A 26442-nucleotide genomic window follows, 5' to 3' on the forward strand; every position below is an offset into this window, starting at 1 on the left:
ATATGAAGATATTCCTTTATCCCTTTGCCGGTCTTTACTGGCTGATTACATATATTAGAAATAAATTTTTTGATTGGGGACTTTTACAATCAAAAAGTTATAAAAAACCAATTATCACAGTTGGAAATTTAAGCGTTGGAGGTACCGGTAAATCTCCCTTCGTAATATACCTTATAGACTTGTTGAAAGACTCTCATCTTATAGGCGTTATGAGCAGAGGCTATGGTAGAAAAACTAAGGGCTTCCACTTTGCAAATTATACAACTAGCTATGAAGATATTGGAGATGAGCCTATGCAATTTTTTTTACGTTTTAAAAATAAAATTATTGTAGGTGTAGATGAAAAGAGAATACATGGAATTGACAATCTAATTAAAGATTTCAACCCTAATCTTTTTATCCTGGATGATGCTTTTCAACATCGCTACGTAAAAGCCGGTTTATATATTCTATTAACGGATTACAGTCATCCGTACTACGAGGATCAAATTTTGCCTTTAGGTCGTTTACGTGAAGGAAGATACGGAGCTAAAAGGGCTCAAATAGTAGTGGTAACGAAATGCCCCGAAGATTTAGCTGATGAAAATAAAAGGGTTATCGAGAGAAAATTAAACTTACAACCTTATCAATCGTTATTTTTTTCCACTATCATATATGAAAAACAAATCATATCCTCTACCCTTACTTTACCTATTGATGATTTGCTCTCTTACCATATCCTTTTGGTAACGGGGATTGCTAAGTATCAAGATATATTGGAATTTGCAGAGGAAAAATTTTCATCGGTTACCCATTTACAATTTAAAGATCATCATAATTTTTCTGAATTCGATATTGTGGAAATCGAAAAAACATATCAAAATTTAAATGAAAAAGCTATTATTTTAACTACTGAAAAAGACTTTATGCGTTTAAAGCATTTTCAACAAATTAAAGATTTCCTGTTTTATCTTCCTATAAATATTAAATTAGATAGACCGGAAGAGTTTAAAAAGCTAATTAATAAATTCGTCGGATAAAAAAAGAATTAAAATTTTAAAAATAGATAATTATCTATATTTTAATGGATTTCCTTATCTTTATAACTTAATTTACCTTTACATGAATAAAAAAATATTATTTTGGGTTTTTCTTATTACAGGAATAATATGGATTTTAGGAGCTGGTTATTGGTATATATGGATTGAAAATTTAGATTTAATCAAATTAAATTTAAGTAGTAATGACCCAAATACTAAAGCTTTTTTAAAAGCAGTTTCGGTGGTGTTCATACCCTTATTAATTACTGCTTTGCTTTTTTATTTTATAGGTTTGTTGTTCGGTAAAAAAGAGGGAAAATATTTTACAGAAATAGAAAAAGAAAATGAACAGTTAAAAAACGAAATAGCCACTCACATTGATAAGATAGAAACAATGAAAGTTTTATATACCGGTGGAAAAATTAGAAGAAGGAAGCTAAATACAATTGAGAGCTTCTCTCCCATCTATGCTAAAGAAAAAGAAGAAGAAAAAGAAGATAACGATAATAAAATCAACGCTCTAATAAAAAAAGATGATTTAAAAGTTATTGAAGGTATCGGTGAACGAATTGAATTCTTTTTAAATGAAAGTGGTATCTATACTTGGGAACAACTTTCTCAACAATCTGTTGAATCGCTAAAAAATATTCTTGAACTCTATGAAGGAGCTTCTTATCGTATACACACCCCAAACAATTGGCCACAACTTGCAGAATTGGCAGCAAAAGGTAAATGGAACGATTTCCATGCTTTGCAAAAATTGATTTAAAGAAACGCTTATTCATTTTATTTAATTTAAAAGGTTGAACCTTCCGGACATTTACTATAATGAAATTTTTTTTAACAAAAAGGAAATTAGAAAGTCGAATTATTTTTGATTCTATTTACCTCTAACTATATTTACCAATAAATAATCTTTCTATTTTACAGATTTATAAATTTTTTACGCATACCTATATAAGTCTATTATAAGTTTATTAAAGTTAGTATAGGTATTTTCTCACTTTTAATATTCAAGTTATTGATATAGTTTAATTTCTAGTATTGACTCTCTCTCTTAACCTGATAAATCCCCCTCAAATTGTAAAAATATTTACCTTTTAATTTAAAAATTTTAATTAATATTTGTATTGAATGAAAATTATTGTATATTTGCAATCACAAACATCGCGGGATGGAGCAGTAGGTAGCTCGTCGGGCTCATAACCCGAAGGTCACAGGTTCGAGTCCTGTTCCCGCTACCAAGTAACAAGTAAGAGAATCAGAAAACTGGTTCTCTTTTTTGTATTCATCAATGAACTAAATCTTTTTTATAATTATTGATATTTAATTTTGCATATTATTATTTTTAATCTGAGATATTTTGCTTGCACTCAGTAAGGAGAAATCAGTTTAAGTAAAATGGATAATCTGTCTACTTAAGCTACTAAATCTAATTGTATTAATACGCCTTTGAGAGGGAATGATAATGCATTAAATTTTAATGAAAATATTTAAAAGACCGGGGATTGTGGCTTATCAATGTTTTCTATATTGGTTAGATTACCATATAGAAATAAAGAATGGATTCTCATAAATATTTTAATACTTTTTGTATAACCATACATTTATTTAAGATAATTGTAAGTTAGCTAAAGTATGCTTATTTAGTTTTTATATAAGAAACTAAATTATATTAATATTTATTATGTTAGTTTAGTAATAGCTAGGCTATAATTGTGTTGGATTTAGACACTTTTTTCCTCTTCTATATCAATAATTTTTGAATCTATAATATATTTGTATACTGTTAAAATATTATAAGATGATACCTTTATCTCGCCTTTAGCATCATATCTTCTTTTAGTTTCTAATTCACAAATTACTTTTGAACCATTCTTAAATTCAATTGTCCCTGCTTGAATTAAGCTTTTAAATTTATTTGATTCCATTCTTACATTAGCTCTATTACCATTTATTAAAACTTTCCATGTATAATTAGCTCCTTTTTTTAGAACAGGCGAAACGATCTCTATTATTACATTATTTTCAATAAGCGGTTCTAATTTTTCATTTGTTACTATATAATTTTTAAAGAGCGACTTATCAACTATAAATTCTTCTGTTCGTGCTTCTTTTTTAAAGTTATATATTTGAAAACCTATTTTATCTATTTTATTGTATTTATCTGAATTTTTATAAAAATTTGAAACACTATTCTTTACATCAATATTTTCTTTAAGTGTATCATTTTTTTGCAATAATTCTATTCTCTTATTTTCAATTTTAAATTTTAGCTCTTCTAATTCAAGTTTTTTTATCTCATTATTAATTTGCTTTGTTTCATTGTCTAATTTTTTATTTTTTACTTCTTCTTGATATAATTCTGAAGTAATATAATGATCAAATATTTTAAGAATCATTTCACTGGGTGTATTAACAAAATATGAGGTTGCTAATGTGATTATAATTGCAGATAATACAGAATTTTCTTTAGGTGATTTAGTAATTATTTTTAACCAAGAAATTAGTCCGCCTTCTTCTACTGGCTCTATTTCAATATTAACTTCAATTTTAAATGAATCAGCTATTATTCCTATAACTTTTAAAATTTCTGCAATATTTTTATTATAAATGATAGCATCCATGGAATGAGAATTATCATTAAAAAAGTAATGTAATTCTAAATATTCTTGATTTAAAAATTTATTATCCATTTTAAAATTATATGATTGTTTTGTAAAAGAACTAATTTTAAAGATAAAATTAAAAAGATTATCCAAGATAAACTTCATGTATTTATAAAAAGATATTAAGAAGTTATAAACAGTTGAAAATAAATTTTAATTTTTGTGAAGTGATAAAACAGCGAATAAAAATTTACATAAAAAAAATAAAATCATTAAAATTTAATAAAATACTAAAACAGGAATAATATATAGCAATTACAAATTTATTTTTACTTATTTATATAACATATATTTATATATTGATAAATTAAAAATACTAATGAATATTATCAAATATACGGATAGAATGGATATTTATATTGAAGAAGATAGAAATATCATTTGTATTCAGGAAAAATGGGAATATAATTGGTTAACTAAGGTTACTCCCTGGACTTTAACTGAAAAAAGAAAATTTCATGAAATGGCTGATTCTAGAATTTGGAAAAACTGGGGAGGATATTTTAAACTGAAAGTGAAAGGAACTTCCTCTTTTGCTTTAAAACATAAAAATACTATTTTTACGGTAAATTTTGATATCAAATGGGTGTTATTGAACTCTCATTGGAAAGTTAATATTACTAAAATTGCTCCGGGAGGATTTGAACGAAGTAATGTTAAATGGAATGAAAGAATTATTAATCTAGATACAGAAGATACTAAATTGATTGGTAAAGGTGTCTATGCAGGAACTAGTTATTATCAATATCCTATATCACATGAATTCGGGCATACAATTGGTAATAGTTATCATGCTTTAAAAGGAAGAAAAAGTGTGCATGGAGATGAATATAGTGCAGACAACAGAGTAAACGGTGGATTTAGATTAGATTATTTTAGCATTATGAATATTGGAAATGAGTTACGAAACAGACATTTAGATTATATTTTAGTCCAATTAAATACTATGATTCCTAATACAACTTTTTATATTGTCTAAATTATGAAAAATGTTTTATTAATATTACTAATACTACTTACATTCTCTTGTAATAAATCTCAAATTAAAAATCCAAGAAATATTAATAAAAGCTTATCAAGAAAATATCAATCAATCCAATCACAAAATAGAATGCAAACTAAGCTCATTACTTATGAACGGATAAAAAATATGCCTATGGAAGATGCTACCATAGCATATCCGCCCATTGAAGACGAAACCTTTATTCTCGGTAAAGAAGGAGGATTTATAACTGAATTTCGGATAGGATTATTGAATCTATTTAAAGAGGAAGAAATCAAAAATAATAATATAAAAATAAAAGAAATTACATGGAAAATAAACGTTAAACAAAATTTAACTATTTGGTACCAAGAAATAAATAACAGGTGGAAACCTATTGACCATTTTATCTGGGATAAAGATGCTGAATTTTAAATTATTACTTACCTATTTTTAATAATTAATGGATAATTTACAATTATTAATGAAAATTATTATGTAAAATTTCAATCATTTTACTACTATAAATATCCGGTAACTACCTAATAAAATTAGATGTATTCCTAAGGAATGCAAAACAAATTTATGTATTCAATAACTTATCTATCAAATCATTTTTTTCTTGAATCATGCGTTCATATGGTTTTTGTTTTCCCTTATATAATTCTTCTTTTTCGGTATAAATTTCAATGATTTTTCCAATAGGATTAAATATACATCTATAATGAAAAGTTTCAACCGTATTTGCAATAAAGTTCAAAGAGCCTTCATCATTAAAATTTCTATCGCATCCACAGGTATTTTAAGAAAGTATATCTTTTTTAATTTCTTCTTTGGATTCCAATTTGAATACTTCTGTTCGAATTATGTGTAATAATAGTTTATCTTATCTATTTATAATTAATTTACTTATAAAAAATATAATTATTGTTAATAACAAGTTCTATTAAATATATATAAGATTGGATCAATAAATTAAAAAAAGAGCAAGTTAAACAATTTATAAATATGGATATGGGAAGTTACAAACATTTAGTGTTGACTATTCTTTCAATGCTAACTATTTATCAAATTCTTTTGTTTTCATTGGAAAGCAATACTTCAACGGAGTAACATGAATTACGGATTGATATTTATAGCTTGCTGAAATTAATTAAAAAACTTCTTCCCTACCTCAAATTTGAATTTTTAGATACAATTTTACGGGAAAATTAAATATTTTAGAGTAAGTTAAACTGCATAAATATTTTTAATCAACAGTATAACTCTTTGAGCGGAATAATAATTCAAAGAAATTTTATTATGGGGTATATCTATACTCTCAACTTTCCATATATATTTATTATACGATTGAATTTTTATTTCCAATGCAGTATCTATCAACAACCCCAACAAGGCGTTTTCAAATGAATTGATTTTGGAAAAAATTTCCAATACTTGCGATTCTAATGCGGGTAAAGCCTCTTCTCTTTTAATAGAAAATAATTTCGAACTATTTTCTATATAAATTGAAATCATTTTATGAATTTATTTTTATGTTTGGTAAGAATATGAAAACGCCATAATAACATTACGGCAGCAAATCCTAATCCAATACACAATCCTACCCAGGTTCCTACAGCTCCTAGTTTTCGATTAATACATAAATAATAACCAATAGGAATTGCCAATACAATATACGCTATAAAACAAATTAAAGTAGGAATTTTAACATCCCTCATGGCTCGTAAACACCCCAAGCTTACCACTTGTATTCCGTCAAATATTTGAAATAACGCCGTTAAAATGACCAATTTGGACGCTATGGATATAACTTCAATTTTACTTTCATCAAAAAATATCAAAGGAAGCTGATCTTTAAAAATTATAAAAAGTATACCACATATCGTCATAAAACCAACTACCAAATAAATATTTGCCATTCCGGCTTTTTTTAAATCTGCCATATTTTTTACTCCGTAATACCCTGCTACCCTCACTGTTGCCGCCACACCGAAACCGGTACATACCTGAAAAGTTATAGATGCTAAATTGGAAGTTACAGAATGTGCTGAAGTATCTAAATAACTATGCATCCCTGCTATAAAAGCTGCAAGGGCAAATGAGCTTATTTCAAATAAGGATTGTAAGGATGACGGCAATCCTATTGATATGAGTTTACGAAAATAGGCTGCTTGAAAATTTTTCCATTGAACGCCTTTAAGATAAAATAAAGATTTTTTATTACTGTATAAAACCACAATAATAATGCACATCATTAAAATACGTGCCAATAAAGTAGCCGTTGCAGATCCTTTTAACCCCATCTCTGGCAAACCCCAATATCCATAAATTAACCCAAAATTCAATACAATATTTACAATGTTAGATATAATTGTAGCCACAGTAACTAAAATAGTCATGGAAATACCTTCAGAAAATTGCCTGTAAGACTGAAAAATCATTAAAGGCAGTAAACTCCATGCACTTATATTAAGAAAAGTAATTGCATCGGGAATAACAGAGACATCTTGTCCAGTATCATACATCAACGGAGAGCATAACTCAAGTAAAAGAATCACCCCTAAGGCCAAAGACACATTCAGAACCATTCCATGTGTAAATATTTTTTTTACCCTATCTGTATTTCCATTAGCTACTGAGGAAGATATAAGAGGCGACATGGAGTATGAAAATCCTAAAAGGAAAACCAAAAATATGAAAAATAAACTGGTTGCCAATGAAGATGAGGCTACTGCCCTTTCGCCTAAATTAGCTATAATAATTATATCAATAAAATTCACAGAAACTTGACCTAATTGAGTTATAACAACAGGTAGTGCTAATTTTATATTTGCTTTAAAATGTCCCTTCAGATCCATTTGTTTTTATTAGAGCCTGCAAAGATAGTAATTTTACAGAAATTCGTTTAATTCAAATTATGAATCTTTATACTAAATACTTAACTAATTTTAACATTACTCAACATAATTAAAATTATTAATAGCATTTTGTTTTATATAAGAGTCAACTTTAAAAATTCTAAAAATAATTTCTGAATGTACAAAACAAAAGATGTACCTTTGAAGAGCCGGGCATTATGTCCTTTATAAATGTAATACACTAATGCATGAATACCCCTGCAAAAGAAAATTATTTTTTTCAAAAAATTGTGGTTATTGTCGGAACGGCACTATTCATTATTAAAGTTATTGCTTGGCAGCTTACTCAGTCTATAGCAATTTTAACTGATACTTTAGAAAGTATTATTAATGTTGCTGCGGGCCTATTTTCTTTATACAGTCTCTATATATCCTCTAAGCCAAAAGATCGAGATCACCCTTATGGACATGGTAAAATTGAATTTATCTCGGCGGGAATTGAAGGTAGCCTTATTACTGTAGCAGGAATATCAATCATTTATGAATCTGTAATTGGTATTTTCAATGTCCATGAAATAAAAAAGCTGGATTCTGGGATCTTATTAATTGCTATTGCTGGATTTATTAATTATATTTTGGGAGTTACAGCAATTAGAAAAGGTAAAAAAAATAAATCTTTGGCTTTAATATCGGGGGGTGAGCATTTAAAATCAGATACCTATTCCACTATCGGTCTTGTTTTAGGTCTTTGGGTTATATATTTTTTTAAAATCTACTGGCTGGATAGTTTGATAGCCCTAATTTTTGCTATGATTATCATCTATACCGGGTTAAAAATTATTCGTAGATCCTTAGCAGGTATTATGGATGAAGCAGATGAAGAGCTTATTGTTCAGTTGGTTGAAACTTTAAATAAAAATAGAAATCCTAATTGGATTGATATACATAATGTGCGATTTATTAAATACGGCAGCAGCTTACATTTGGACTGTCATTTAACTTTACCTTGGTATTTTAATGTAAGGGAAGCTCATCAAGAATTAGATAAACTTAAGAAGGTTATTATTGATAATTTTGGTAATAGTTTTGAAATGTTTGTTCACGTAGATGATTGTTGCGAAACTATTTCTTGCAAAATTTGTAAAAAGGCAAATTGCCCTTATCGTAAATACCTTTTTGATAAGGAGATTTTGTGGACAAAGGAAAATATAGAGATGGATAATCGCCATAATTTAGATAAATAAATATGAGTAAGAAAAAAAATTTTTTATGTATAGAAGAATCCGTTTTTAAGTCTTTAGGAAAAACCGGGTATATCATAATATTTGTTGGTATATTTTCACTTTTGATGGTTTTGGTAGATTTTATACTTCATTGTTTTGTAGATAATCATTACACTTCCCAATTTTTATTTTCCGGAGAAATTCCTTTTTCAAAATGGATAAATCTTATGTGGAAAAATTATTCTTACTCATCATTTAAAATAGTTTTTTTCGCTCTTATATTTATTATCCTTGGTAGTTACAGAAGTAAGATTTTAACTAGTGAATTTTCCAAATAAATTAAACAATTAAATTTATAAAAAGATAAAAAGCTGCTCCAATTATTGGTAGCAGCTTTTCTTTTCTAAAACTATTATATTATTTATAGTATTATTTATTAGCTAAAACATTAGATACTATAGATTTTATAATTTCTGATTTTTTTGCCAATTCTTCATCTGTCCATAATAAAGAAATAGGAATAGTTACCGTTTTGCTAATAATAACATCAGATTGTGAAAAATCTGCATTGGCATAATTGGGTAATAATTCTTTATGTTCTTTATAAAGAGGTGCTAATGTTCTTAATAATTTTAAATGATCCCATTTTCTAATATAGTGCCAATTGTTATCATACCAATACGCATTTCCTATACCTTTACTGCTTAATTCAAGAGATACTTCTTTGGCCAAATCTTTATTCGGTAAAAATATACTTAAAAAAGAAGCATTATCACCGGCTTCATCCGGTAATATTCTGAAATTAACTCCATCAACTTCCTTTAGAGCATCTTTCAATACTTTTTTATTTTTACGTTGAATAGAAAGTATTTTATCTAATTTTTCAAATTGAGCCAGACCAACAGCTGCATGTAATTCAGAGATTCTATAATTCAATCCTAAATAGGGATGATTTTCTGCTCCTCTGTTATTTCCGAGGTGGTCATGTCCATGATCAGTATATTGGTCGGCATTCACATAATACTCCTCCTTATTAGTTAAAACAGCTCCTCCTTCCCCACAAGTTACAGTTTTAACAAAATCAAATGAAAAACACCCTAAATCGCCTATAGTTCCGAGGTATTTTCCTCTATAGGTACCCCCGAAAGATTGACAGGCATCTTCAATTAATAATAAATTATATTTTTTTGCTAATTCCTTTAAAGCTGAAACATCCGCCATGGCTCCGCACATGTGTACGGGCATAATTACTTTTGTTCTGGGAGATATAGCTTTTTCTACTGCTTTTGGATCCATGGTTAATGTTTCATCGATATCCACCAAAATCGGAATAGCTCCCGCACTTAGAACCGCCTCAAAACTAGCCACAAAAGTAAAGGTTGGTAATATAACTTCATCTCCGGCTCCAACTCCGGCAGAATTCAAAGCAGTCAATAAAGCTGTAGTACCACTACTGGTTAGCTGAACATGCTTTACATGCATTCTTTTTTGAATCGCCTGTTCAAACTCCCTTGCTTTCCAATGATTATTCCGTACAGACTCAAAGTTATAACGCATAAGAATACCACTCTCAATTATATCATTCAGGTGTTTTTTTTCCTCTTCACCCCAAAGCTCATATCCTGGCATAATAAAAGTATTTTATATTATTTTTTTTTAAAAAATGTTAAACAAAGGTAACAAAATGACTGAAAAGAATCTTTAAAAAACAAATAAAAAAACGTTAATAACCGGACTGTATAAAATTATAATTTTTACTCTTCGTAGTTGTTTAAATGTATTGTTATATAAGACAAGAGGAAATAAAACTTTTTTATATTGTTTCGATTACATATAAGATCTATTTGTGGTATGTTAACTATCATTAATTAATTTACTTATTCTAAAATTTTATTAAATAACAATTTGGGAAATATTGAAATATTTTCAATTTTTCATCATGGATTTTTATTTTATTTGAGAAAAAAATTGTAATTACATAAAAATAAAAGTTAAAAATTGTTAACTTTGTTATACTAACATTAACATTAAAAAGAATATGAGCACACAAGCTCCTTACCATTTTCTCTTTTTGATATTCTTTGGAATATTCAATTTAACCCCTGCCCAAATTATGACGACACCTTCGGTGACAATAAAAGATCATAATGACAACAAGAGTCCTGTAACCATTGATTGTAATTATAAGTTTAATGAAAATCATAAAATTCTATTAAAGGCTGAATATCCGGAACTTAGAAGCACTTCTTCATATACCGTTACATCTATTCCCTATAATCCGTTCGGGAATTTTTCTGATGGCGAAGAAATTACAATCGATAGTGATGATAAATGGAGTAATGTACAAAATCTTCCTTTTAAATTTTGTTTTTTTGGGAATATCTATAACTCCATAATCTTAGGAGATAATGGAGTGATCAGCTTTGATACTCAATATGCAGGAACAGAATGTCCCTATGCCATAGCCGGATCCTTACCTAGCCCTAATTTAATGCATAATACTATATTTGGAGCTTACCACGATATGACCAATGATGGTGATGTATTCGGTTGCACTTCTGACTGTGGTAAAATTACTATGTATACTACAGGATTAATGCCCTTCCGAAAAACAATTATCAATTATTATAATATGAATCATTTTGGGTGTGAATATTCAAAATCGACCCTGCAAATAATACTTTATGAAACTACTAATGTTATAGAAATATATATTAAAGACAAACCTTTAACTTGTGATATTGGTAATGAAAAAAGGGCTCTTATTGGAATTTCCAACTCCGACGGCTCTAAGGGTATCTCACCCGAAAAAAGAAACACCGGAATTTGGGAGGCCCATAATGAAGCATGGAGATTTTCCCCTCAAGGCACTGTTACCATACCCAACGTAGAATGGAGAGATTCCAATCAAACAATACTTTCTTCTTCTGAAATTAGTCCTAAAGAGTCTACTACCTATTATGTCAATGTATCTTATGCCGGATGTACGCCTGTTACCCTCAATGATAAATTTCAAATTATCTTTTCACCGGACTATCCCAAAGTGAAAGACTTGATAGTAAATAAATGTTATGAAGGAACAAATCCTAATGAAATAATTGATTTGGAGGAATTGATGAAAGAAGCTTCCGAAACCAATCCGGATATTATTACTACATTACATCTGAATATGGAAGATGCCAACTCAGGGCTAAATCCCATATTTAATTTAAATTCCTATCCCATAACTTCAAATTCAAAATCTTTTTATTTACGTGCTTCAAAAGGTAAAGAATGTTATTCTACTTCGGTCATAACAGTACACTTAAAAAGAAAACCAAGACTTAAAGAAATGGAACCTATAATTATATGCAGTAATAATACTAATGATTCCGAAATAATATACTTAAACAATTATAATGATCAAATTAAGGGATATGAAGAGTGGATGACTCTAGATTATTTTGATTCCTATACTAATGCTCTTAATGGAACTAATCCAATTAGCACCCTTTCCCTGTCATCGACAGTTACCGTATATGCTAAAGCAAGTAATAAAGAATTTAATGACTGCTTTTCGATAATTCCTGTGACTTTCAAATTTCAAAAAACGATAGTTTCTCGACCTCAAGAAATTATTCTCTGTAATAAAAATTTAAATGGTCAAGAAATTTATAATTTAAGATTATATGAAACCTCTATAACGGGATACGAAAAACTCTCTTTTAACTATTATAATTCCAAATCCGATGCTTTACAAAACAAAAATCCTATACTAAATCCCGATTCATATTCGGTAAAAAATGAAGAAATAATTTATGTGGTTATATCCAGTCCCGGATATTGCTCTTCTATCAATACCTTATCTTTTACTTTTAAAAATACCTTAGTGCAAAATATGCATAAATATGTATGTGATGATAAATCGCATGAAATAAATGTAAATCTCTTAGACTTTTACAACGAAATGAAAAGCGGGCACGATATAGTTCTTGACGGAATATATTATAGTTGGCAAGCAGCTATGGACAAAGATCAATCACAAATCATTTCAAATTTAAGGAATTACACCGTAAAATCCCCATTTTCAATAGTTTATGTGCGTTTTTATGATAATAGAACCCAATGTGAGTATATTCGTGAAATAAAATTGGAAATTAGAGATAAAATAGAAAAAGATCCAACTTACAATGTGTGTGATTTAAATAATTCAGGGGAAAGTAATTTTAATCTTAATACATTACGACCCATTTTTCTTGCCGGATATCCTCCTTCCTCAATAGCATTTTATGAAACTTTAGAGGATTACAATAATGAAACTAATCCCGTTACAGAAACAATCATAAAAGGCCATAAATTTATTTACGTAAAAATTAAAGTTGATGACGGTTGTAAATTCTTTCATAAAATTGATCTGATTTTAAAATCTTTAGAACTATCCGAATTGCAAAATATTTCTCTATGTGATAAAAACAATGATGGAATAGAAAACTACAATTTGAACGATTTGATAGGCTATTTAAATTTATCCGATTATAGTTCAGTGAAATTTTATAAATCTGAGAACGACGCTTTTAAAGAAACTAATCCAATAAACAATATAAATCAATATCCCATAAGTATAACTCATGATAATAAAGTATATGTGCGAACTGATTATGAAAAAAGTTGTCCCGGTATCGTACCGGTAGAAATAAATTTACTTGAGTCTGTAATGGTCTCAGATTTAAATCCGATAGAGATATGTGATATCGATAATAGTCATAACAAAACCGTTAACTTAATTTCTGCTATTGATGAGAGTGGTATAGATAATACCCAGGTTTCAATGGAATTTTATCTTACTCAAAAAGGCGCTCAAAACCAAAATAATAATGAAAAAATTTCAGACCCCACCTCATTTTCTCTTTATAATACAACTACAGTTTTTGTGCGTTTTACTAACATAAAAACAAAATGTTATGAGGTAAAGCCTTTGAAATTAAAATTAAATCCATTTCCTCAGGTGTTGAAATCAAATTTAGAAATATGTGATTTTAATAATGATCAACAAGAAGAAATAATTTTGAGTGATTTAAATTCTCATTTAGTTAATAATTATCAAAGTTTTACCTTCTCCTATTATTATACTGAAAAAGATGCATTAAATAATATAAATAATCTGATCAAGCATACTATTAAGAGCTCAACGGAATTGTATGTTAAAATCTCTTCCGGGAATGAATGTCAGGTGATTCAAAAATTAGGATTTACATTAAAATCATCTCCTCTAGTTCATAATAAAACAGTAGAAATATGTGACAATAATGCGGATGATACGGAAATAGTTAATTTAACCCTGTATGAAGATTTTTTAATTGATGATTCAAAATCAAATTACAATTATTCCTATTTTACCTCTTTCGAAAACGCTTATAACAATAAACTAATGATTTATAATACGAAAGAATACGTAATTCAAAAATTTCCTTCCACCATTTTTGTTAGAATTTCAAATTCATTCGGATGCTTTTCCATAGCTGAATTAACATTTAATAGTGCAGAAAAGACACTGGCTCAAAATAAAAAAATTCATATTTGCGATGAAGGTTCAGATATGCAAGAATATGTAAATTTAACTAAATATATATCTGAAATTTTACTCACTTCTGAACAAAATTTAATCATAAATTATTATAAAACGGAAAAAGGAGCCAACAATAAAGATGTACAAACTCTTATAAAAAACCCTGATCGTTATTCTGTAACACTGGCTAAAGATTATGTTTGGATTCGTATGGACAATCCTACTACCGGTTGTTATACGGTCAGATATTTAGAAATTAATTTGGAACCTCTTCCAAAACTCATTAATGCTAAGTATTTAGTTTGTGATAAAGACTTTGACGGTATATATAAGATAGATTTAGATGAACTTCGCTATACGGTAATATTCAACCCTGAAGGGTATACTTTTTCTTATTACCATACTCTTGAAGATGCCACAAAAGACATTAACATAATTGAAAATATACATTCCTATACTGTTAATAGTTTTAATGAAAAAATAGTTTTAAAAGCAACCAATAACTATGGATGTAGTTCCATAAGAACGGTAACTTTATACACCAAGGATAAAATAAAAGTTAATTCCAATTCTATTGAAATTGAAAGTTGTGATGATGATTTTGATGGATTAACATTATTTAATATTACTACAAAAAATTCATCTATAACTAATGATCCAAAAGCTACCTTTGAGTATTTTAGTAACTTAACCGATGCCCAAAATCAAACCCATCCTATATTAGATCCGTATAACTATAAAAATGTAGTACCTTATCATGATAAAGTATATATACGTGTATCCTCTCCCGATTATTGCCCTTCATTAAGCATACTAAATCTTAAAGTTTTACCGGTTCCGGTGAGCATATTGCAAAAAGATCTGAAAATATGTCCCAATGGCACCCTCAAACTATTTGCAGACACAAAAAACCCGAAAGATTTTTATGAGTGGAGCACCGGAGAAAAAGGATATGACAAGCATACTATTACGATTTCTAAAGCAGGAATTTATACGGTAACCATTACCAATACAAAAGGATGTAAGTATACTTATACAACGAATGTAACGGAATATCCTAAAACAAAAATCACTGATTTAAGGGAAGGTAATGATTATATCACAGTCATTGCCGAAGGGGATGCTCCTTTAGAGTATTCAATAGATAATAAAAATTGGCAATCCAATAATACATTTTATAATCTACAACCGGGCATATATACTTTTTATGTCAGATCACTGGCCAATGGTTGCTTTTCTCCTGAAAGGAAAGGAGTTTTATTTAAAATAAATAATGTGATAACTCCTAATGGAGATAATTTCAACGACGCATGGAGATTATGTGGTTTAGAACATTTTGACTCACTTCCTTCTCATATTAAAATCTTTGACAGATATGGTAAAGTGGTATTTTCACAAAGTTCTAATACTTGCTTTGTATGGAATGGATATTACTTAGGTCGCCCTTTACCAACTACATCCTATTGGTACGTTATCGATATTGCCGATGGAAGACAATTTACCGGCTGGATAGCTTTAAGAAACCATAACAACCAAGTTGATTAATTGATGAATTGTTCTCATAAAAATTTCAATCTTTAAAACATTTACAGGCATATAATTTATTATTTAATTTACATACTAAGATTATATGTCTGTATATTTTATGAATTTAATCTAATTTATACAACTTCAATAGAAATAATAATTAATGTAAATTAGGTAAGAAATTATAAGATCTGATGTTATAACATTAAATTTTATAGCTTGCTATCCATAAAAATAAACCATTCTAACTCGGTCAAATCAATCAGAAGTCTTATATAAAAGTAGATAAGATTAAAAATTTAAAACCATTAAATTAAAATTTTTATAGACACGACCAATAATTAAGAAGTAATAGAGTGGTGAAATGTATATATTTATTATTTACTACTCATTTTCAAATATTTATATCATTTTATAGTAAAAATAAAAATAATTTTCAAAACCTAATTTAAAAACGATCTCGTTGAAATTATACTTATCAAATAATAGCGATTGTTGAGCTTCTATGATTTAAAGATCAGAGATATATGTTATTTGGAAAATTTTCTTTTATGTTTTTTAACAAATTTCATTTAATTCTTTATATGAAACATAAAATCATTATGAATAAAAATAATACATTTTTCTGAATATATTTATGCATGTCGATTGATTGAAATAACTTTTCCATTTCATTTACCTTATTATTCATTATAAAAAGTTTCCAGAATTATATAATTTAATAGTATTAATTTAAGTTTAAATTTGTAATAGCAAATAAATTAAATGAAAAAATGAAAAATGAATTAAAGTTTAAAACTAATATAGATTGTGGGGGGTGTGTAAAAGCAGTAACTCCATTTTTGTCTAAAGTGGAAGGTATTTCAAAATGGCAAGTTGACACGTCCAATCCAGATAAAATATTATCTGTACAATTGGATGGAGCTACAGAAGAAGATATACTAAGTGCAGTAAAAAAAGCTGGTTTTTCTATTGAAAAAATTTAGTTTTTCAATAAAATTGCTCAAAGAACCTTAAAAAAAATAAAGGTTCTTTTTATTAATATCTAAGTTATATTTTTAATCCTATTATAATTTTAATTTAACTTTACATTTTAAAAAATTTTGTATGTAACTCACCTATCAATGACAACTAGGATCAAGAAAATTTTATCGCTTACCAATTATTTTAATTAGGAAATCTACATGAGAATCTACTTAACAGAAAATTGTATTATCGAAAAGTTGGATATGCCTTCATAATAATTTATTATTCATAATTTATTAGCGGAACATTCAAACGGAATATCCATGTAGAAAATTTTACAAAAAATACATAGAGATATTTCTGGAATAACTGGATCGATCTATCGAAATTTTATAAAAATATTTGTAATTAAAATCCATGCTGAAAAAGATCGTCTAAAAAATTTATATTAATTATGCAGTAAAGAACTACATTCTAATAAATAACGAAAAAGATAGTCTATGCAATATGCAAAATCGTTGCAGAAAGACTATTTGAAACGTAACTTAATGATTTGTTTAACATTATTAAGACTATCCAGAAAATATTATTGAGTCTAATAAATAGAGATCTTATTTGAACCTATTATTATATAAAAGATTAAAATTTATAAATTATTAATGTAATGTAATTATTTCCAATTTTTTAAGATTTAAAAAATAAATTAATAGTTAGGCTAAGTATCTGTACTATCAGTTTATCCTAATTTAAATCAAATTATTAAATAGGAACATTGGCAAATAGTATAAAGTAAATTAGAATAAATCATACTGAAAACTCTATTGCTAACAAATCATAATTTAACAGCTTCAAACATTTGTGTCGGATTTACAATTTCATCTTGAGCTGCAACCACTTGCAATTCATATTCTCCTTGTCTATGAGTTTCTAACATAACGGCATAAACAGCTGCTGTCGTGTGTTCTAATACATCTTTATAAGTTTTTCCTAACAACATATTAGTTAGTAATAAACCGGAGGTAAGATCTCCTACTCCAACCGGTTGACGAACCCCAAAATCAACTAAAGGACGAGATATATGCCATTTCGCTTCAGAGGTAGATAAAAGCATTTCAAATTTATCTGAACGATACCCTGCCCTACTTAAATGCTTAACTAGTACTGTTTTTACTCCTTTATTATGGATTATATCAACAGCAGAAATCACTTCAGCAACCGAAGTAATCATTTTACCGGTTAAAATTTCCAATTCTAATAAGTTAGGTGCCATAATGTCACTTACTCCCATCGCTTCATTTTTGAAAAAATCCGATACACCGGCAGCAACGATACAACCTTTTTCCGGGTGCCCCATAACAGGATCACAAAAATAAATGGCTTCCGGATTTTCTTTTTTTACCTTCTTAACTATTTCCAAAATTGATTTTCCTTGTTCAGGAGAGCCAATATATCCATTTAAAACTGCATCACATTTCTTTAATTGATGGATGTTGTCAATTCCTTGTACAATATCCAGCAAATGTTTTGCAGACATTACATCACCCGTCCATTGCCCATACTGCGTATGATTTGAAAATTGTACCGTATTTAATGACCATACTCTAACCCCGCAACGTTGCATTGGAAATTCAGCCGCACTATTTCCGGCATGGCCATACACTACATGAGATTGGATAGATAAAATATTTTTCATTAGTTTTACAATTAGTATATACAAATTTATAAACTTTAATCTGCAATAAGCAGTAATTTAAAAGAATTGTTCAATATATATATATTTAATGATGAAGGGTAAAAAATTAATAAACCATATAAATAAAGATTAATTTCTTGTTAAAAACCGTTAAAGCAGCAAAATAATTGAAATTTGGTATTACTTTTGAAATAAAAAATTACAGTATTTATTTAAATTAAATTGTACTATGAAAAAAAATAAGTTTGAAATTAAAAAAATAGGTTCTTATATTTTAGTAGGTATGCTAGGTGGATTAATTTCTGCAGGCGCAATTTCCTCTATAACAAAAAATTCGAATTTAAACGATTTTGAAATATTTAAAAATTCTACTAATAACGAAAAAGCTTATTTTACTTCAGCTACTACAACCAATAGCGTTGTTGGATTAAATCCTCCTGATTTAACCATTGCAGCAGAAAAAACAGTAAATGCCGTAGTAAGCGTAAAATGTTATTCTTCCTATATGCAGCAACAACAACGACGTTCATTAGATCCATTTGATTTCTTTTTTGGTGATCCGTTTAATTCCCAAGGTCAACAAAGACAACAACAAAATCCAAAAGATACTCCTAATGGTTTAGGCTCAGGGGTAATTATTTCTAGTGATGGATATATTGTTACTAATAACCATGTTATTGATGGAGCTGATAAAATTGAAATTACTCTTAACAACCAAAAAACATATATTGCCAATTTAGTCGGAACCGATATAAATTCAGATATTGCTCTATTAAAAATAAATGAAAAAGGGCTTAGCTTTTTAAATTTCTATAATTCCGATAACGTAAGAGTTGGTGAATGGGTATTAGCTGTAGGAAATCCATTTGGATTAACTTCAACAGTAACTGCTGGTATCATCTCTGCTAAAGGTCGTAGTTTGGATTTATTACGTTCAAATTCCAGAAGTCCTATAGAATCTTTTATTCAAACTGATGCAGTGGTAAATCCCGGTAACAGTGGGGGGGCATTAGTTAATACAAACGGAGATCTAATAGGTATTAACACTGCTATTGCCTCTCATTCCGGGACCGGAACATTTGAAGGATACAGTTTTGCTGTTCCTTCCAACATAGCTAAAAAAGTAGTTGAAGATATTCGTAAATATGGTTTGGTTCAGCGTGGATATTTGGGGATAGGGGCTCTAGATTTAAGTGATGATTCTGCAGTTAAACAATACAATCTACAAAACAAAACCAATTATAAATCTCAAGAAGGAGTACTTATTACCGAAATTCAAAATGATGGGGGAGCTAAAGATGCCGGTTTGAAAAAAGGAGATATTATCAAGCAAATTGATGGAACCAATGTTAAAAACTTTCCTACACTTTCTGGAATTATCGGAGAAAAAAGACCGGGTGATCAAGTCAAAGTTACTGTTTTAAGAGACGAATCCTATAAGTCATTTAATGTAAGAATTAAAGATGCAAAAGGTGGTACTTCTGTTAAAACTAAAAACGATTTAAGTGTTGCCGAAAAGTTGGGTGCTGAATTTCAAGAATTGAGTGATGACCAGAAAGTTAACTATGGTTTAGAATCCGGTATGGTAGTAACCAGAATTGATTCTAATGGAAAACTAAAATTAGCAGGAGTTGGCGAAGGATATATTTTGATGGAGGTAAACGATAAACCTGTTAATAGTGAAAAAGATATTGAAAAAATATTAAAAAATTATAAAGGGACTGTTTCTGTTAGATATGTTGATCCTTATGGTAGAATTTATCGAAGAGGATTTAAAATGGAATAAAAAACGCATAGTGATTAGTATATAATTAATTAGTAAATTGAATTGCAACTTTTTAATTAACTTAAAAAGTTGCAATTTTTTATATACAAATAAGTATGATTATTTGATTTTTACTAATGTAATAATTTCCAAAGTTCATCTTTTAATTGAATAAGATTTTCTCCCGTTATAGCAGAAATAAATAGTAATTTAAAATTTTCTGGAAAAGTCTTTCTTATTTCTTCTTTCAATTCTTTATCTAACAAATCTGATTTTGAAATTGCAAGTATTCTGTCTTTATCGTTCAATTCCGGATTATATTTATTGAGCTCATTTAACAAAATTTGATATTCTTGATAATAATCCTTTGCATCTGCCGGAATCAAAAATAATAAGATTGAATTTCTCTCTATATGTCTTAAAAATTTGTGACCTAATCCTTTCCCCTCGGATGCTCCTTCAATAATACCGGGTATATCTGCAATTACAAATGATTGGAAATCCCTGTATTTAACTATTCCTAAATTGGGAACCAGAGTGGTGAAAGCATAGTCGGCTATCTTGGGTTTTGCTGAAGTAATAGCAGATAACAGTGTTGATTTTCCTGCATTAGGAAAACCTACCAATCCTACATCGCCCAATAATTTTAACTCTAAAATAAAATTAGCTTCCTTACCCGGTAAGCCGGGTTGAGCATAACGTGGAGTTTGATTTGTTGGAGATTTAAAGTGTGAATTTCCTAATCCTCCTTTTCCTCCTTCTAATAAAATAAATTCTTCTTTATCTTTAGTTATTTCGCCAACAATATTTCCGTTTTCATCTTTAACTATGGTTCCAACAGGAACCTCTATATACAAATCGGCTCCATTGGCACCGGTTAATTCTTGCTTTCCGCCCGGTTGACCATTTTCAGCTTTATTATGCTTAGAATATTTTAAAGCCAATAATGTCCACAATTGAGCATTGCCCCTTAAAATTATATGTCCTCCTCTTCCTCCGTCGCCTCCATCGGGACCTCCTTTAGGTATATATTTTGCCCTGTGAAGATGTGCAGAACCTGCACCGCCATGTCCACTTTTACAAAAAATTTTCACATAATCAACAAAATTCGACTGCATAACTATCTTTTATTTTTGTAAAAAAAGGATTATTATTTTTCATAATAATCCTTTTTTATAAGTAGGTACGTACATGTATGTACTCGTTAAATAAACTTTTCTATTTCTTTAGACAAAGCTGCTGTAATCTCTTCAATATTTCCTTCTCCATCTAATTCTACCAACTTATGTTGTTGTTTATAATAATTAGACACAACAGCTGTCTTTTCATAATATTCATTGATTCTGTTTCGAATTATACTTTCATCTGCATCATCTAAACGTTCGCTGGCCTCACTTCTTTTTAATATTCTTTTTACAAGAATTTCATCTTTTACATATAGTGCTAACGTCACATCAACTTGAGTTCGAAATATGGTATTTAATAATTTATCAAGCGTTTCAGCCTGGCTTTTAGTTCTTGGATACCCATCTAAAATAAATCCTTTTTGACTTGAATTTCTTCGAAGTTCGTCAATCAGCATTTCGGTGGTAAGTTCATCCGGAACTAAATTTCCCTTATTTATATAAGATTGGGCTTCTTGTCCTAATTTCGTATTATTCTTTATATTATATCTGAATAAATCTCCGGTGGAAATGTGTTCTAAGTGAAATTTTTCTGATAAAATTTTTGCTTGTGTCCCTTTTCCACTTCCGGGAGGGCCAAATAAAACAATTATATTCATATTTGAAATTCTGTTTATTCTCCTTTTAATTGGTATAAGTCTTTAAAATTTCTTCCTAATCCGTTATAGTCCAATCCATAACCTATTACGAATTTGTTAGGTATATTCATGCCTATTAAATCTATATTTAAATCCTTTTTGTATACATCCGGTTTAAAGAACAAGGTTGCTATTTTAATGCTTCTTACAGGTTTTATTTCTAGTAATTTATATAGATATTCCAGGGTATTTCCGGTATCAATAATATCTTCAAGTATTATTATATCCCTGTTTGTAATATCTACTGTCATATCCGCAATTAAATCCACAGTGCCTGAACTTTGCAATCCACCCTTGTATGAGGATACTTGAAGAAAGCCAATTTCACAATTACCTTTATAATTTTTTAAAAAATCACTGAAAAACATAATAACTCCATTGAGTACCCCTATAAAGACAGGTATCTTATCTTTGTATTCTTCATACAAAGTATTCGTCATCCTTTGTATGGAATGGTCTATTTCTTCTGAAGAGATAAAAGAGGTAAAAGTTTTATCCAGAATCTTAATTTCTTCCATAAATAACTATCTTTACTATGCGCAAATATAATGATATTGACAAAATATCAAAGTTTGAAGTCTATATTTTTTAATTTTAGATAAATTTACCATCTTAAAATATTATATTATTTTTCGTGATGATGTTGATTGGGGGGAACAATAAGAATGGGAACTTTAGATTTATTAATAACATTTTTTGAAACACTACCCAGAATTGCTTCCATGAGTATACCTCGTCCATGTGACCCCATAATGATAAGATTAGCTTTTCTTAATTCTGCCTCTTTTAAAATTATGTCTGCCGGAGTACCTTGTTTAATTACAATTTCTACTTCAATTCCTTGTTCTTTGATAGATTTTTCATATTCTACTAATTGTCCGGTTTCTTCCTTCATACCCGCTTGTTCCAATTCCGGGAGATATTGAAAACCGATATCCCCTATAATAAAACCCAGATCTAAACTGGCAACATGTAAAAGGCACATTTTACTTCCGGTAGCTTTAGCGTAGATGACAGCTTCTTTCAAAATATATTTTGTAGAAGCTGAAAAATCTACAGGTACTATCATCGTTTTCATAACCCTATTGTTTTATATATACAGTTTAAAGTTAATCAATATTTTTATTTTTATCATAAAATTTCTATATAATAAATTTTATTATTTTTGCAAACTAAGTTTTATATTGAACATGCATATATTTATCCAAATTGCCCAATTATTATTATGTTTATCAATTTTAGTTGTATTTCATGAAGCGGGGCACTTTTTAGCGGCAAAATACTTTAAGACAAAGGTTGAAAAATTTTATTTATTCTTTGATCCCTGGTTTTCTTTATTTAAAAAGAAAATAGGCGATACTGAATATGGAATTGGTTGGTTGCCTTTGGGGGGATATGTTAAAATAGCCGGTATGATTGATGAAAGTATGGATACTGAGCAAATGAAAAATCCACCTCAACCTTGGGAATTTCGTTCTAAGCCGGCTTGGCAAAGGTTAATTATAATGCTTGCCGGAATTTTTGTAAATATTCTGTTAGCCATTGTCATTTATGCAGGAATTTTAATGACAACCGGTGAACAAACTATTAATACTGATCAACTAAAAGACGGGTATGCTTTTTCTGATGTAGGAAAAAAATTAGGCTTTAAAAATGGAGATATTATTTTAAAGGTTGATAATAAAGCGATTCCTACTTTTAATTATTTACCTGTTTCACTTTTATTCGGTGATAATGTAACAGTTAAGCGTGATGGAAAAATTATTAAATTCAATCTTCTTCCTGAAGAAAAAAAAGATGTTTTAAAGCAAGAAGGAAGAGGTTTCATTTCGCCACGAATAATTGTAGATGTGGATTCGATTTTACCTAATTCATTAGCTTCAAAGTATCTTAATAAAGGAGATGTTATTTTCAGTTTTAACGGACAATCCATTAAATATTTAGATGAATTTAAATTTGAACTTAATAAACATAAAAATGACAGTATTACTTTAGGTATAAATCGAAATGGGCAAAATATAAATGTAAAACTTTTTGTGCCTGATAGTACCGTACTTGGATTTGTCCCTAGTGCTTCAAATTTAAAAAATGCAACAGCCTATAAAAAATATAATTTTATAGATGCCATTAAAAGAGCTCCAGTATTATCTTGGGAAATGTTATTGGTACAAATAAAACAATTCAAACTTATTATAAATCCTAAAACTGAAGCATATAAACAAGTTAGCGGACCATTACGATTATACAAAGCCTTTTCACCTGAATGGAATTGGGGACAATTCTGGAGTTTTACTGCTATGTTTTCCATCTGGCTTGCTTTCTTAAATTTATTACCTATTCCAGGGTTAGACGGGGGGCATGCTCTATTTACTATTGCTGAAATGATTACAGGCCGAAAATTAAGTGATAAAACCATGGAAAAGATTCAAATGGTTGGCATTTTTATTCTTCTAGGACTAATGATACTGGTATTTGGAAACGATATTTGGAATATTGTACAAAGTATTATAAACAAATAACTAATCCAATCTATATTATGACTATGATTAAAATTTAAGAATAATAATACAATATTTTATTAAATATCACAATTATTCAACTATAATTACAAATTCATAAAGAAAGGTTGCATATTAAAAAATATGCAACCTTTTTTAAATCAAAACTAAAAAATAATCCTAAAGCTAAGCATAAATTATATAGCATTCAATTGCTTTATCTTTATAATATATATAAATAATTATCTTTTTATTATTGAAATTAGATAAATCAGAAATTTAGATTTAAAAAAATTTCTAATTCATTTTTTTTAAATTTATAACTTCTTTAAAAATACTAAATTTAAAAAACTATTTAAATATTTTTAATCTACAAATTTATATAAAAAAAATATAATTAAATGATAATTTATTATTAATAAATATAAATTAAAATTTATAAAAATCTCTCTTTATTTATATGAATAAATTAAGAAATAACTATACTTTATATATAATAAAATAATTGTATTTTATATTTTTTTATTAAATATAATATTAAATTTTATTTTTTTTACTATAATTTAATAGTATATTTGCACATTATATTTATAATTTACATGAAAAAGATAGTATTAGTTCTTTTTTTATCTCTGTGTTCATCTTATTTATTCTCTCAGGAAACTATAGATAATCAAAAATATGTATTAAACAATTTTTGGGATAATTGGTTTTTTAATTTCGGAGGTGGTAGCGGTGTATATTTTGGCGGTAAGCAACATAAAGAAGCTAACTTTATTGAAAGATTAAATTGGGCTACTACATTAAGTGTCGGAAAATGGTTTTCTCCATTAATAGGAGCAAGATTAACATTACAAGGTGGAAAAAAACATACTTTTAACGTTAATGGAAAACCTGTTTACGATATCAACACTGGAGAACCTATTGATTTAAATACACTTGATCCTAGCAAAATACATCATATGACACGAGGATATTATATTACGGTACATGCCGATGCAATGTTTAATTTTTCAAATTTATTGTATGGTTATAAAGATAAAAGATTTTATAACTTAATTACCTACGCCGGAGCAGGTATGGGTACGGATAGGAATTTAATAGACAATAATTCACCGGTAATTGTTTTGGGCTTACTTAATACTTTTCGCATTAACGAAAAATTAACTTTTAGTTTTGATATTTCAGGTCAAACTGTACAATCCAAATTTAATGATGCTCAATATCAAAGAAAGTGGGTTAAATCGTATAAAAAACAGGATTGGAATTGCATTGGCTCAGTAAATTTGGGATTAATAATAGGATTAAGTAATAAACAAAAATTTGATAAAATAAGTTGTGATACCGTTAATACAATTAAACCTGAATATACCATCAAAGAAGCGCTATTAAGCAATTTATCTAAACAATTAGATTCATTAACTAAGGAAAATAGAAATTTACTTCGAGAATTGGAAAATCAAAGAAATTTGCAACCTAAAACTGTATATATTAAAGATCTGATAGTTAAAAATAATTCATATTCTATTCAGTTTGACATTAATAGCAGCTCTATTGATCCTAAACAGGAAACTCTTATTTTTGATATAGCTGATTTCCTTAAAAAGAATGAAGATTTTAGTATTGAAATAGTAGGCTTAGCTGATAAAAATACCGGCTCATCTCAATTCAATGAAGCATTGTCCATTAAGAGAGCTAAAGCTATTGAAAATAAGCTAATTAGGGATTATGGTATTTCTCCTGACCGTATTTTTTCATCAGGTAAAGGGGATACAATTCAGCCTTATCCTAAAAATTATTATAATCGTGTAGTTATTTTAACCCTAATTAATTCAAAATAATTTTTAAAAAGGTTACTTTATAAGGCTACCC

Annotated in this window: 21 protein-coding genes and 1 tRNA gene; 12 read left to right on the top strand and 10 right to left on the bottom strand. The window is 28.4% G+C overall.

The features are described 5' to 3' along the window. Positions 1 to 2 precede the first annotated feature (2 nt). The 3 genes from lpxK to ASC36_RS01580 all read left to right on the top strand — a co-directional run bounded on the left by lpxK (position 3) and on the right by ASC36_RS01580 (position 2263). Positions 3 to 1019, top strand: a complete 1017-nt coding sequence (gene lpxK, locus ASC36_RS01570; RefSeq protein WP_055424734.1) for a tetraacyldisaccharide 4'-kinase — start codon at positions 3 to 5, stop codon at positions 1017 to 1019. 82 nt (positions 1020 to 1101) lie between these two features. Beyond that, positions 1102 to 1788, top strand: coding sequence for a hypothetical protein (locus ASC36_RS01575; RefSeq protein WP_055424735.1), 687 nt, complete (start codon positions 1102 to 1104; stop codon positions 1786 to 1788). A gap of 399 nt (positions 1789 to 2187) precedes the next feature. After that, a tRNA-Met gene (locus tag ASC36_RS01580) sits at positions 2188 to 2263 on the top strand. 483 nt (positions 2264 to 2746) lie between these two features. On the opposite strand, the gene ASC36_RS01585 is transcribed toward ASC36_RS01580, so the two are convergent. Beyond that, positions 2747 to 3715, bottom strand: coding sequence for a hypothetical protein (locus tag ASC36_RS01585; RefSeq protein WP_055424736.1), 969 nt, complete (start codon positions 3713 to 3715; stop codon positions 2747 to 2749). Positions 3716 to 4007: 292 nt separating this feature from the next. Between ASC36_RS01585 and ASC36_RS01590 the strand changes: the two genes are divergently transcribed. Continuing rightward, positions 4008 to 4667, top strand: a complete 660-nt coding sequence (locus ASC36_RS01590; RefSeq protein ID WP_055424737.1) for a hypothetical protein — start codon at positions 4008 to 4010, stop codon at positions 4665 to 4667. A gap of 3 nt (positions 4668 to 4670) precedes the next feature. After that, a complete protein-coding gene (locus ASC36_RS01595; protein WP_055424738.1) occupies positions 4671 to 5105 on the top strand; it encodes a hypothetical protein in 435 nt (144 codons plus the stop codon). Between the two features lie 148 nt (positions 5106 to 5253). Here the strand turns inward: ASC36_RS01595 and ASC36_RS10600 are convergent, their stop codons facing one another. The 3 genes from ASC36_RS10600 to ASC36_RS01605 all read right to left on the bottom strand — a co-directional run bounded on the left by ASC36_RS10600 (position 5254) and on the right by ASC36_RS01605 (position 7531). Then, complete coding sequence (locus ASC36_RS10600; protein ID WP_156332301.1) at positions 5254 to 5430, bottom strand: hypothetical protein; 177 nt, start codon at positions 5428 to 5430, stop codon at positions 5254 to 5256. Positions 5431 to 5900: 470 nt separating this feature from the next. Next, positions 5901 to 6188, bottom strand: a complete 288-nt coding sequence (locus tag ASC36_RS01600) for a hypothetical protein (protein WP_055424739.1) — start codon at positions 6186 to 6188, stop codon at positions 5901 to 5903. Next, positions 6185 to 7531 (bottom strand): MATE family efflux transporter, encoded by a 1347-nt coding sequence (locus tag ASC36_RS01605; RefSeq protein ID WP_055424740.1) that lies wholly within the window; start codon positions 7529 to 7531, stop codon positions 6185 to 6187. Before ASC36_RS01605 ends, ASC36_RS01600 begins: the two co-directional genes overlap by 4 nt. 248 nt (positions 7532 to 7779) lie before the next feature. Between ASC36_RS01605 and ASC36_RS01610 the strand changes: the two genes are divergently transcribed. Both ASC36_RS01610 and ASC36_RS01615 read left to right on the top strand, forming a co-directional pair. After that, a complete protein-coding gene (locus ASC36_RS01610; RefSeq protein WP_055424741.1) occupies positions 7780 to 8775 on the top strand; it encodes a cation diffusion facilitator family transporter in 996 nt (331 codons plus the stop codon). A 2-nt stretch (positions 8776 to 8777) separates the two neighbouring features. Then, positions 8778 to 9092 carry a hypothetical protein gene (locus ASC36_RS01615; RefSeq protein WP_055424742.1) on the top strand — a complete coding sequence of 105 codons (315 nt, stop codon included), beginning with the start codon at positions 8778 to 8780 and terminating at the stop codon, positions 9090 to 9092. 91 nt (positions 9093 to 9183) lie between these two features. Here ASC36_RS01615 and ASC36_RS01620 read toward each other — a convergent pair whose 3' ends face one another. After that, a complete protein-coding gene (locus ASC36_RS01620; RefSeq protein ID WP_055424743.1) occupies positions 9184 to 10383 on the bottom strand; it encodes a DegT/DnrJ/EryC1/StrS family aminotransferase in 1200 nt (399 codons plus the stop codon). Between the two features lie 409 nt (positions 10384 to 10792). Between ASC36_RS01620 and ASC36_RS01625 the strand changes: the two genes are divergently transcribed. Then, entirely contained in the window at positions 10793 to 15844 is a 5052-nt protein-coding gene (locus ASC36_RS01625; protein ID WP_055424744.1) for a T9SS type B sorting domain-containing protein, read from the top strand. Between the two features lie 755 nt (positions 15845 to 16599). Then, positions 16600 to 16812, top strand: coding sequence for a heavy-metal-associated domain-containing protein (locus ASC36_RS01630; RefSeq protein ID WP_055424745.1), 213 nt, complete (start codon positions 16600 to 16602; stop codon positions 16810 to 16812). A gap of 812 nt (positions 16813 to 17624) precedes the next feature. On the opposite strand, the gene pdxY is transcribed toward ASC36_RS01630, so the two are convergent. Then, entirely contained in the window at positions 17625 to 18485 is an 861-nt protein-coding gene (gene pdxY, locus ASC36_RS01635) for a pyridoxal kinase PdxY (protein WP_055424746.1), read from the bottom strand. Positions 18486 to 18714: 229 nt separating this feature from the next. Here pdxY and ASC36_RS01640 point away from each other — a divergent pair, with 229 nt between their 5' ends. Next, the gene (locus ASC36_RS01640; protein WP_055424747.1) at positions 18715 to 20271 is read left to right on the top strand and encodes a Do family serine endopeptidase; all 1557 of its coding nucleotides are present in this window, start codon (positions 18715 to 18717) and stop codon (positions 20269 to 20271) included. Positions 20272 to 20384: 113 nt separating this feature from the next. On the opposite strand, the gene obgE is transcribed toward ASC36_RS01640, so the two are convergent. The 4 genes from obgE to ASC36_RS01660 all read right to left on the bottom strand — a co-directional run bounded on the left by obgE (position 20385) and on the right by ASC36_RS01660 (position 23150). Continuing rightward, positions 20385 to 21368 carry a GTPase ObgE gene (gene obgE / locus ASC36_RS01645; protein WP_055424748.1) on the bottom strand — a complete coding sequence of 328 codons (984 nt, stop codon included), beginning with the start codon at positions 21366 to 21368 and terminating at the stop codon, positions 20385 to 20387. An 86-nt stretch (positions 21369 to 21454) separates the two neighbouring features. Continuing rightward, complete coding sequence (locus ASC36_RS01650) at positions 21455 to 22033, bottom strand: adenylate kinase (protein ID WP_055424749.1); 579 nt, start codon at positions 22031 to 22033, stop codon at positions 21455 to 21457. 14 nt (positions 22034 to 22047) lie between these two features. Then, the gene (gene hpt, locus ASC36_RS01655; protein ID WP_055424750.1) at positions 22048 to 22590 is read right to left on the bottom strand and encodes a hypoxanthine phosphoribosyltransferase; all 543 of its coding nucleotides are present in this window, start codon (positions 22588 to 22590) and stop codon (positions 22048 to 22050) included. Between the two features lie 107 nt (positions 22591 to 22697). Beyond that, entirely contained in the window at positions 22698 to 23150 is a 453-nt protein-coding gene (locus ASC36_RS01660; protein WP_055424751.1) for a universal stress protein, read from the bottom strand. Between the two features lie 112 nt (positions 23151 to 23262). Here ASC36_RS01660 and rseP point away from each other — a divergent pair, with 112 nt between their 5' ends. Both rseP and ASC36_RS01670 read left to right on the top strand, forming a co-directional pair. After that, positions 23263 to 24591 carry an RIP metalloprotease RseP gene (gene rseP / locus ASC36_RS01665; RefSeq protein WP_055424752.1) on the top strand — a complete coding sequence of 443 codons (1329 nt, stop codon included), beginning with the start codon at positions 23263 to 23265 and terminating at the stop codon, positions 24589 to 24591. Positions 24592 to 25169: 578 nt separating this feature from the next. Then, on the top strand, positions 25170 to 26411 hold the full coding sequence (locus ASC36_RS01670; RefSeq protein WP_055424753.1) for an OmpA family protein: 1242 nt from the start codon (positions 25170 to 25172) through the stop codon (positions 26409 to 26411). The last annotated feature ends 31 nt before the right edge of the window (positions 26412 to 26442 follow it).

Source organism: Apibacter mensalis (assembly GCF_001418685.1).
In the GTDB taxonomy this organism is placed as follows: Bacteria; Bacteroidota; Bacteroidia; order Flavobacteriales; family Weeksellaceae; genus Apibacter; species Apibacter mensalis.

What these genes read in the sequence shown, in the direction of transcription:
- lpxK (WP_055424734.1), top strand. Translation starts at nt 3, where the DNA reads ATGAAGATATTCCTTTATCCCTTTGCCGGTCTTTACTGGCTGATTACA.
- ASC36_RS01575 (WP_055424735.1), top strand. Translation starts at nt 1,102, where the DNA reads ATGAATAAAAAAATATTATTTTGGGTTTTTCTTATTACAGGAATAATA.
- ASC36_RS01585 (WP_055424736.1), bottom strand. Translation starts at nt 3,715, where the DNA reads ATGGATAATAAATTTTTAAATCAAGAATATTTAGAATTACATTACTTT.
- ASC36_RS01590 (WP_055424737.1), top strand. Translation starts at nt 4,008, where the DNA reads ATGAATATTATCAAATATACGGATAGAATGGATATTTATATTGAAGAA.
- ASC36_RS01595 (WP_055424738.1), top strand. Translation starts at nt 4,671, where the DNA reads ATGAAAAATGTTTTATTAATATTACTAATACTACTTACATTCTCTTGT.
- ASC36_RS01600 (WP_055424739.1), bottom strand. Translation starts at nt 6,188, where the DNA reads ATGATTTCAATTTATATAGAAAATAGTTCGAAATTATTTTCTATTAAA.
- ASC36_RS01605 (WP_055424740.1), bottom strand. Translation starts at nt 7,531, where the DNA reads ATGGATCTGAAGGGACATTTTAAAGCAAATATAAAATTAGCACTACCT.
- ASC36_RS01610 (WP_055424741.1), top strand. Translation starts at nt 7,780, where the DNA reads ATGAATACCCCTGCAAAAGAAAATTATTTTTTTCAAAAAATTGTGGTT.
- ASC36_RS01615 (WP_055424742.1), top strand. Translation starts at nt 8,778, where the DNA reads ATGAGTAAGAAAAAAAATTTTTTATGTATAGAAGAATCCGTTTTTAAG.
- ASC36_RS01620 (WP_055424743.1), bottom strand. Translation starts at nt 10,383, where the DNA reads ATGCCAGGATATGAGCTTTGGGGTGAAGAGGAAAAAAAACACCTGAAT.
- ASC36_RS01625 (WP_055424744.1), top strand. Translation starts at nt 10,793, where the DNA reads ATGAGCACACAAGCTCCTTACCATTTTCTCTTTTTGATATTCTTTGGA.
- ASC36_RS01630 (WP_055424745.1), top strand. Translation starts at nt 16,600, where the DNA reads ATGAAAAATGAATTAAAGTTTAAAACTAATATAGATTGTGGGGGGTGT.
- pdxY (WP_055424746.1), bottom strand. Translation starts at nt 18,485, where the DNA reads ATGAAAAATATTTTATCTATCCAATCTCATGTAGTGTATGGCCATGCC.
- ASC36_RS01640 (WP_055424747.1), top strand. Translation starts at nt 18,715, where the DNA reads ATGAAAAAAAATAAGTTTGAAATTAAAAAAATAGGTTCTTATATTTTA.
- obgE (WP_055424748.1), bottom strand. Translation starts at nt 21,368, where the DNA reads ATGCAGTCGAATTTTGTTGATTATGTGAAAATTTTTTGTAAAAGTGGA.
- ASC36_RS01650 (WP_055424749.1), bottom strand. Translation starts at nt 22,033, where the DNA reads ATGAATATAATTGTTTTATTTGGCCCTCCCGGAAGTGGAAAAGGGACA.
- hpt (WP_055424750.1), bottom strand. Translation starts at nt 22,590, where the DNA reads ATGGAAGAAATTAAGATTCTGGATAAAACTTTTACCTCTTTTATCTCT.
- ASC36_RS01660 (WP_055424751.1), bottom strand. Translation starts at nt 23,150, where the DNA reads ATGAAAACGATGATAGTACCTGTAGATTTTTCAGCTTCTACAAAATAT.
- rseP (WP_055424752.1), top strand. Translation starts at nt 23,263, where the DNA reads ATGCATATATTTATCCAAATTGCCCAATTATTATTATGTTTATCAATT.
- ASC36_RS01670 (WP_055424753.1), top strand. Translation starts at nt 25,170, where the DNA reads ATGAAAAAGATAGTATTAGTTCTTTTTTTATCTCTGTGTTCATCTTAT.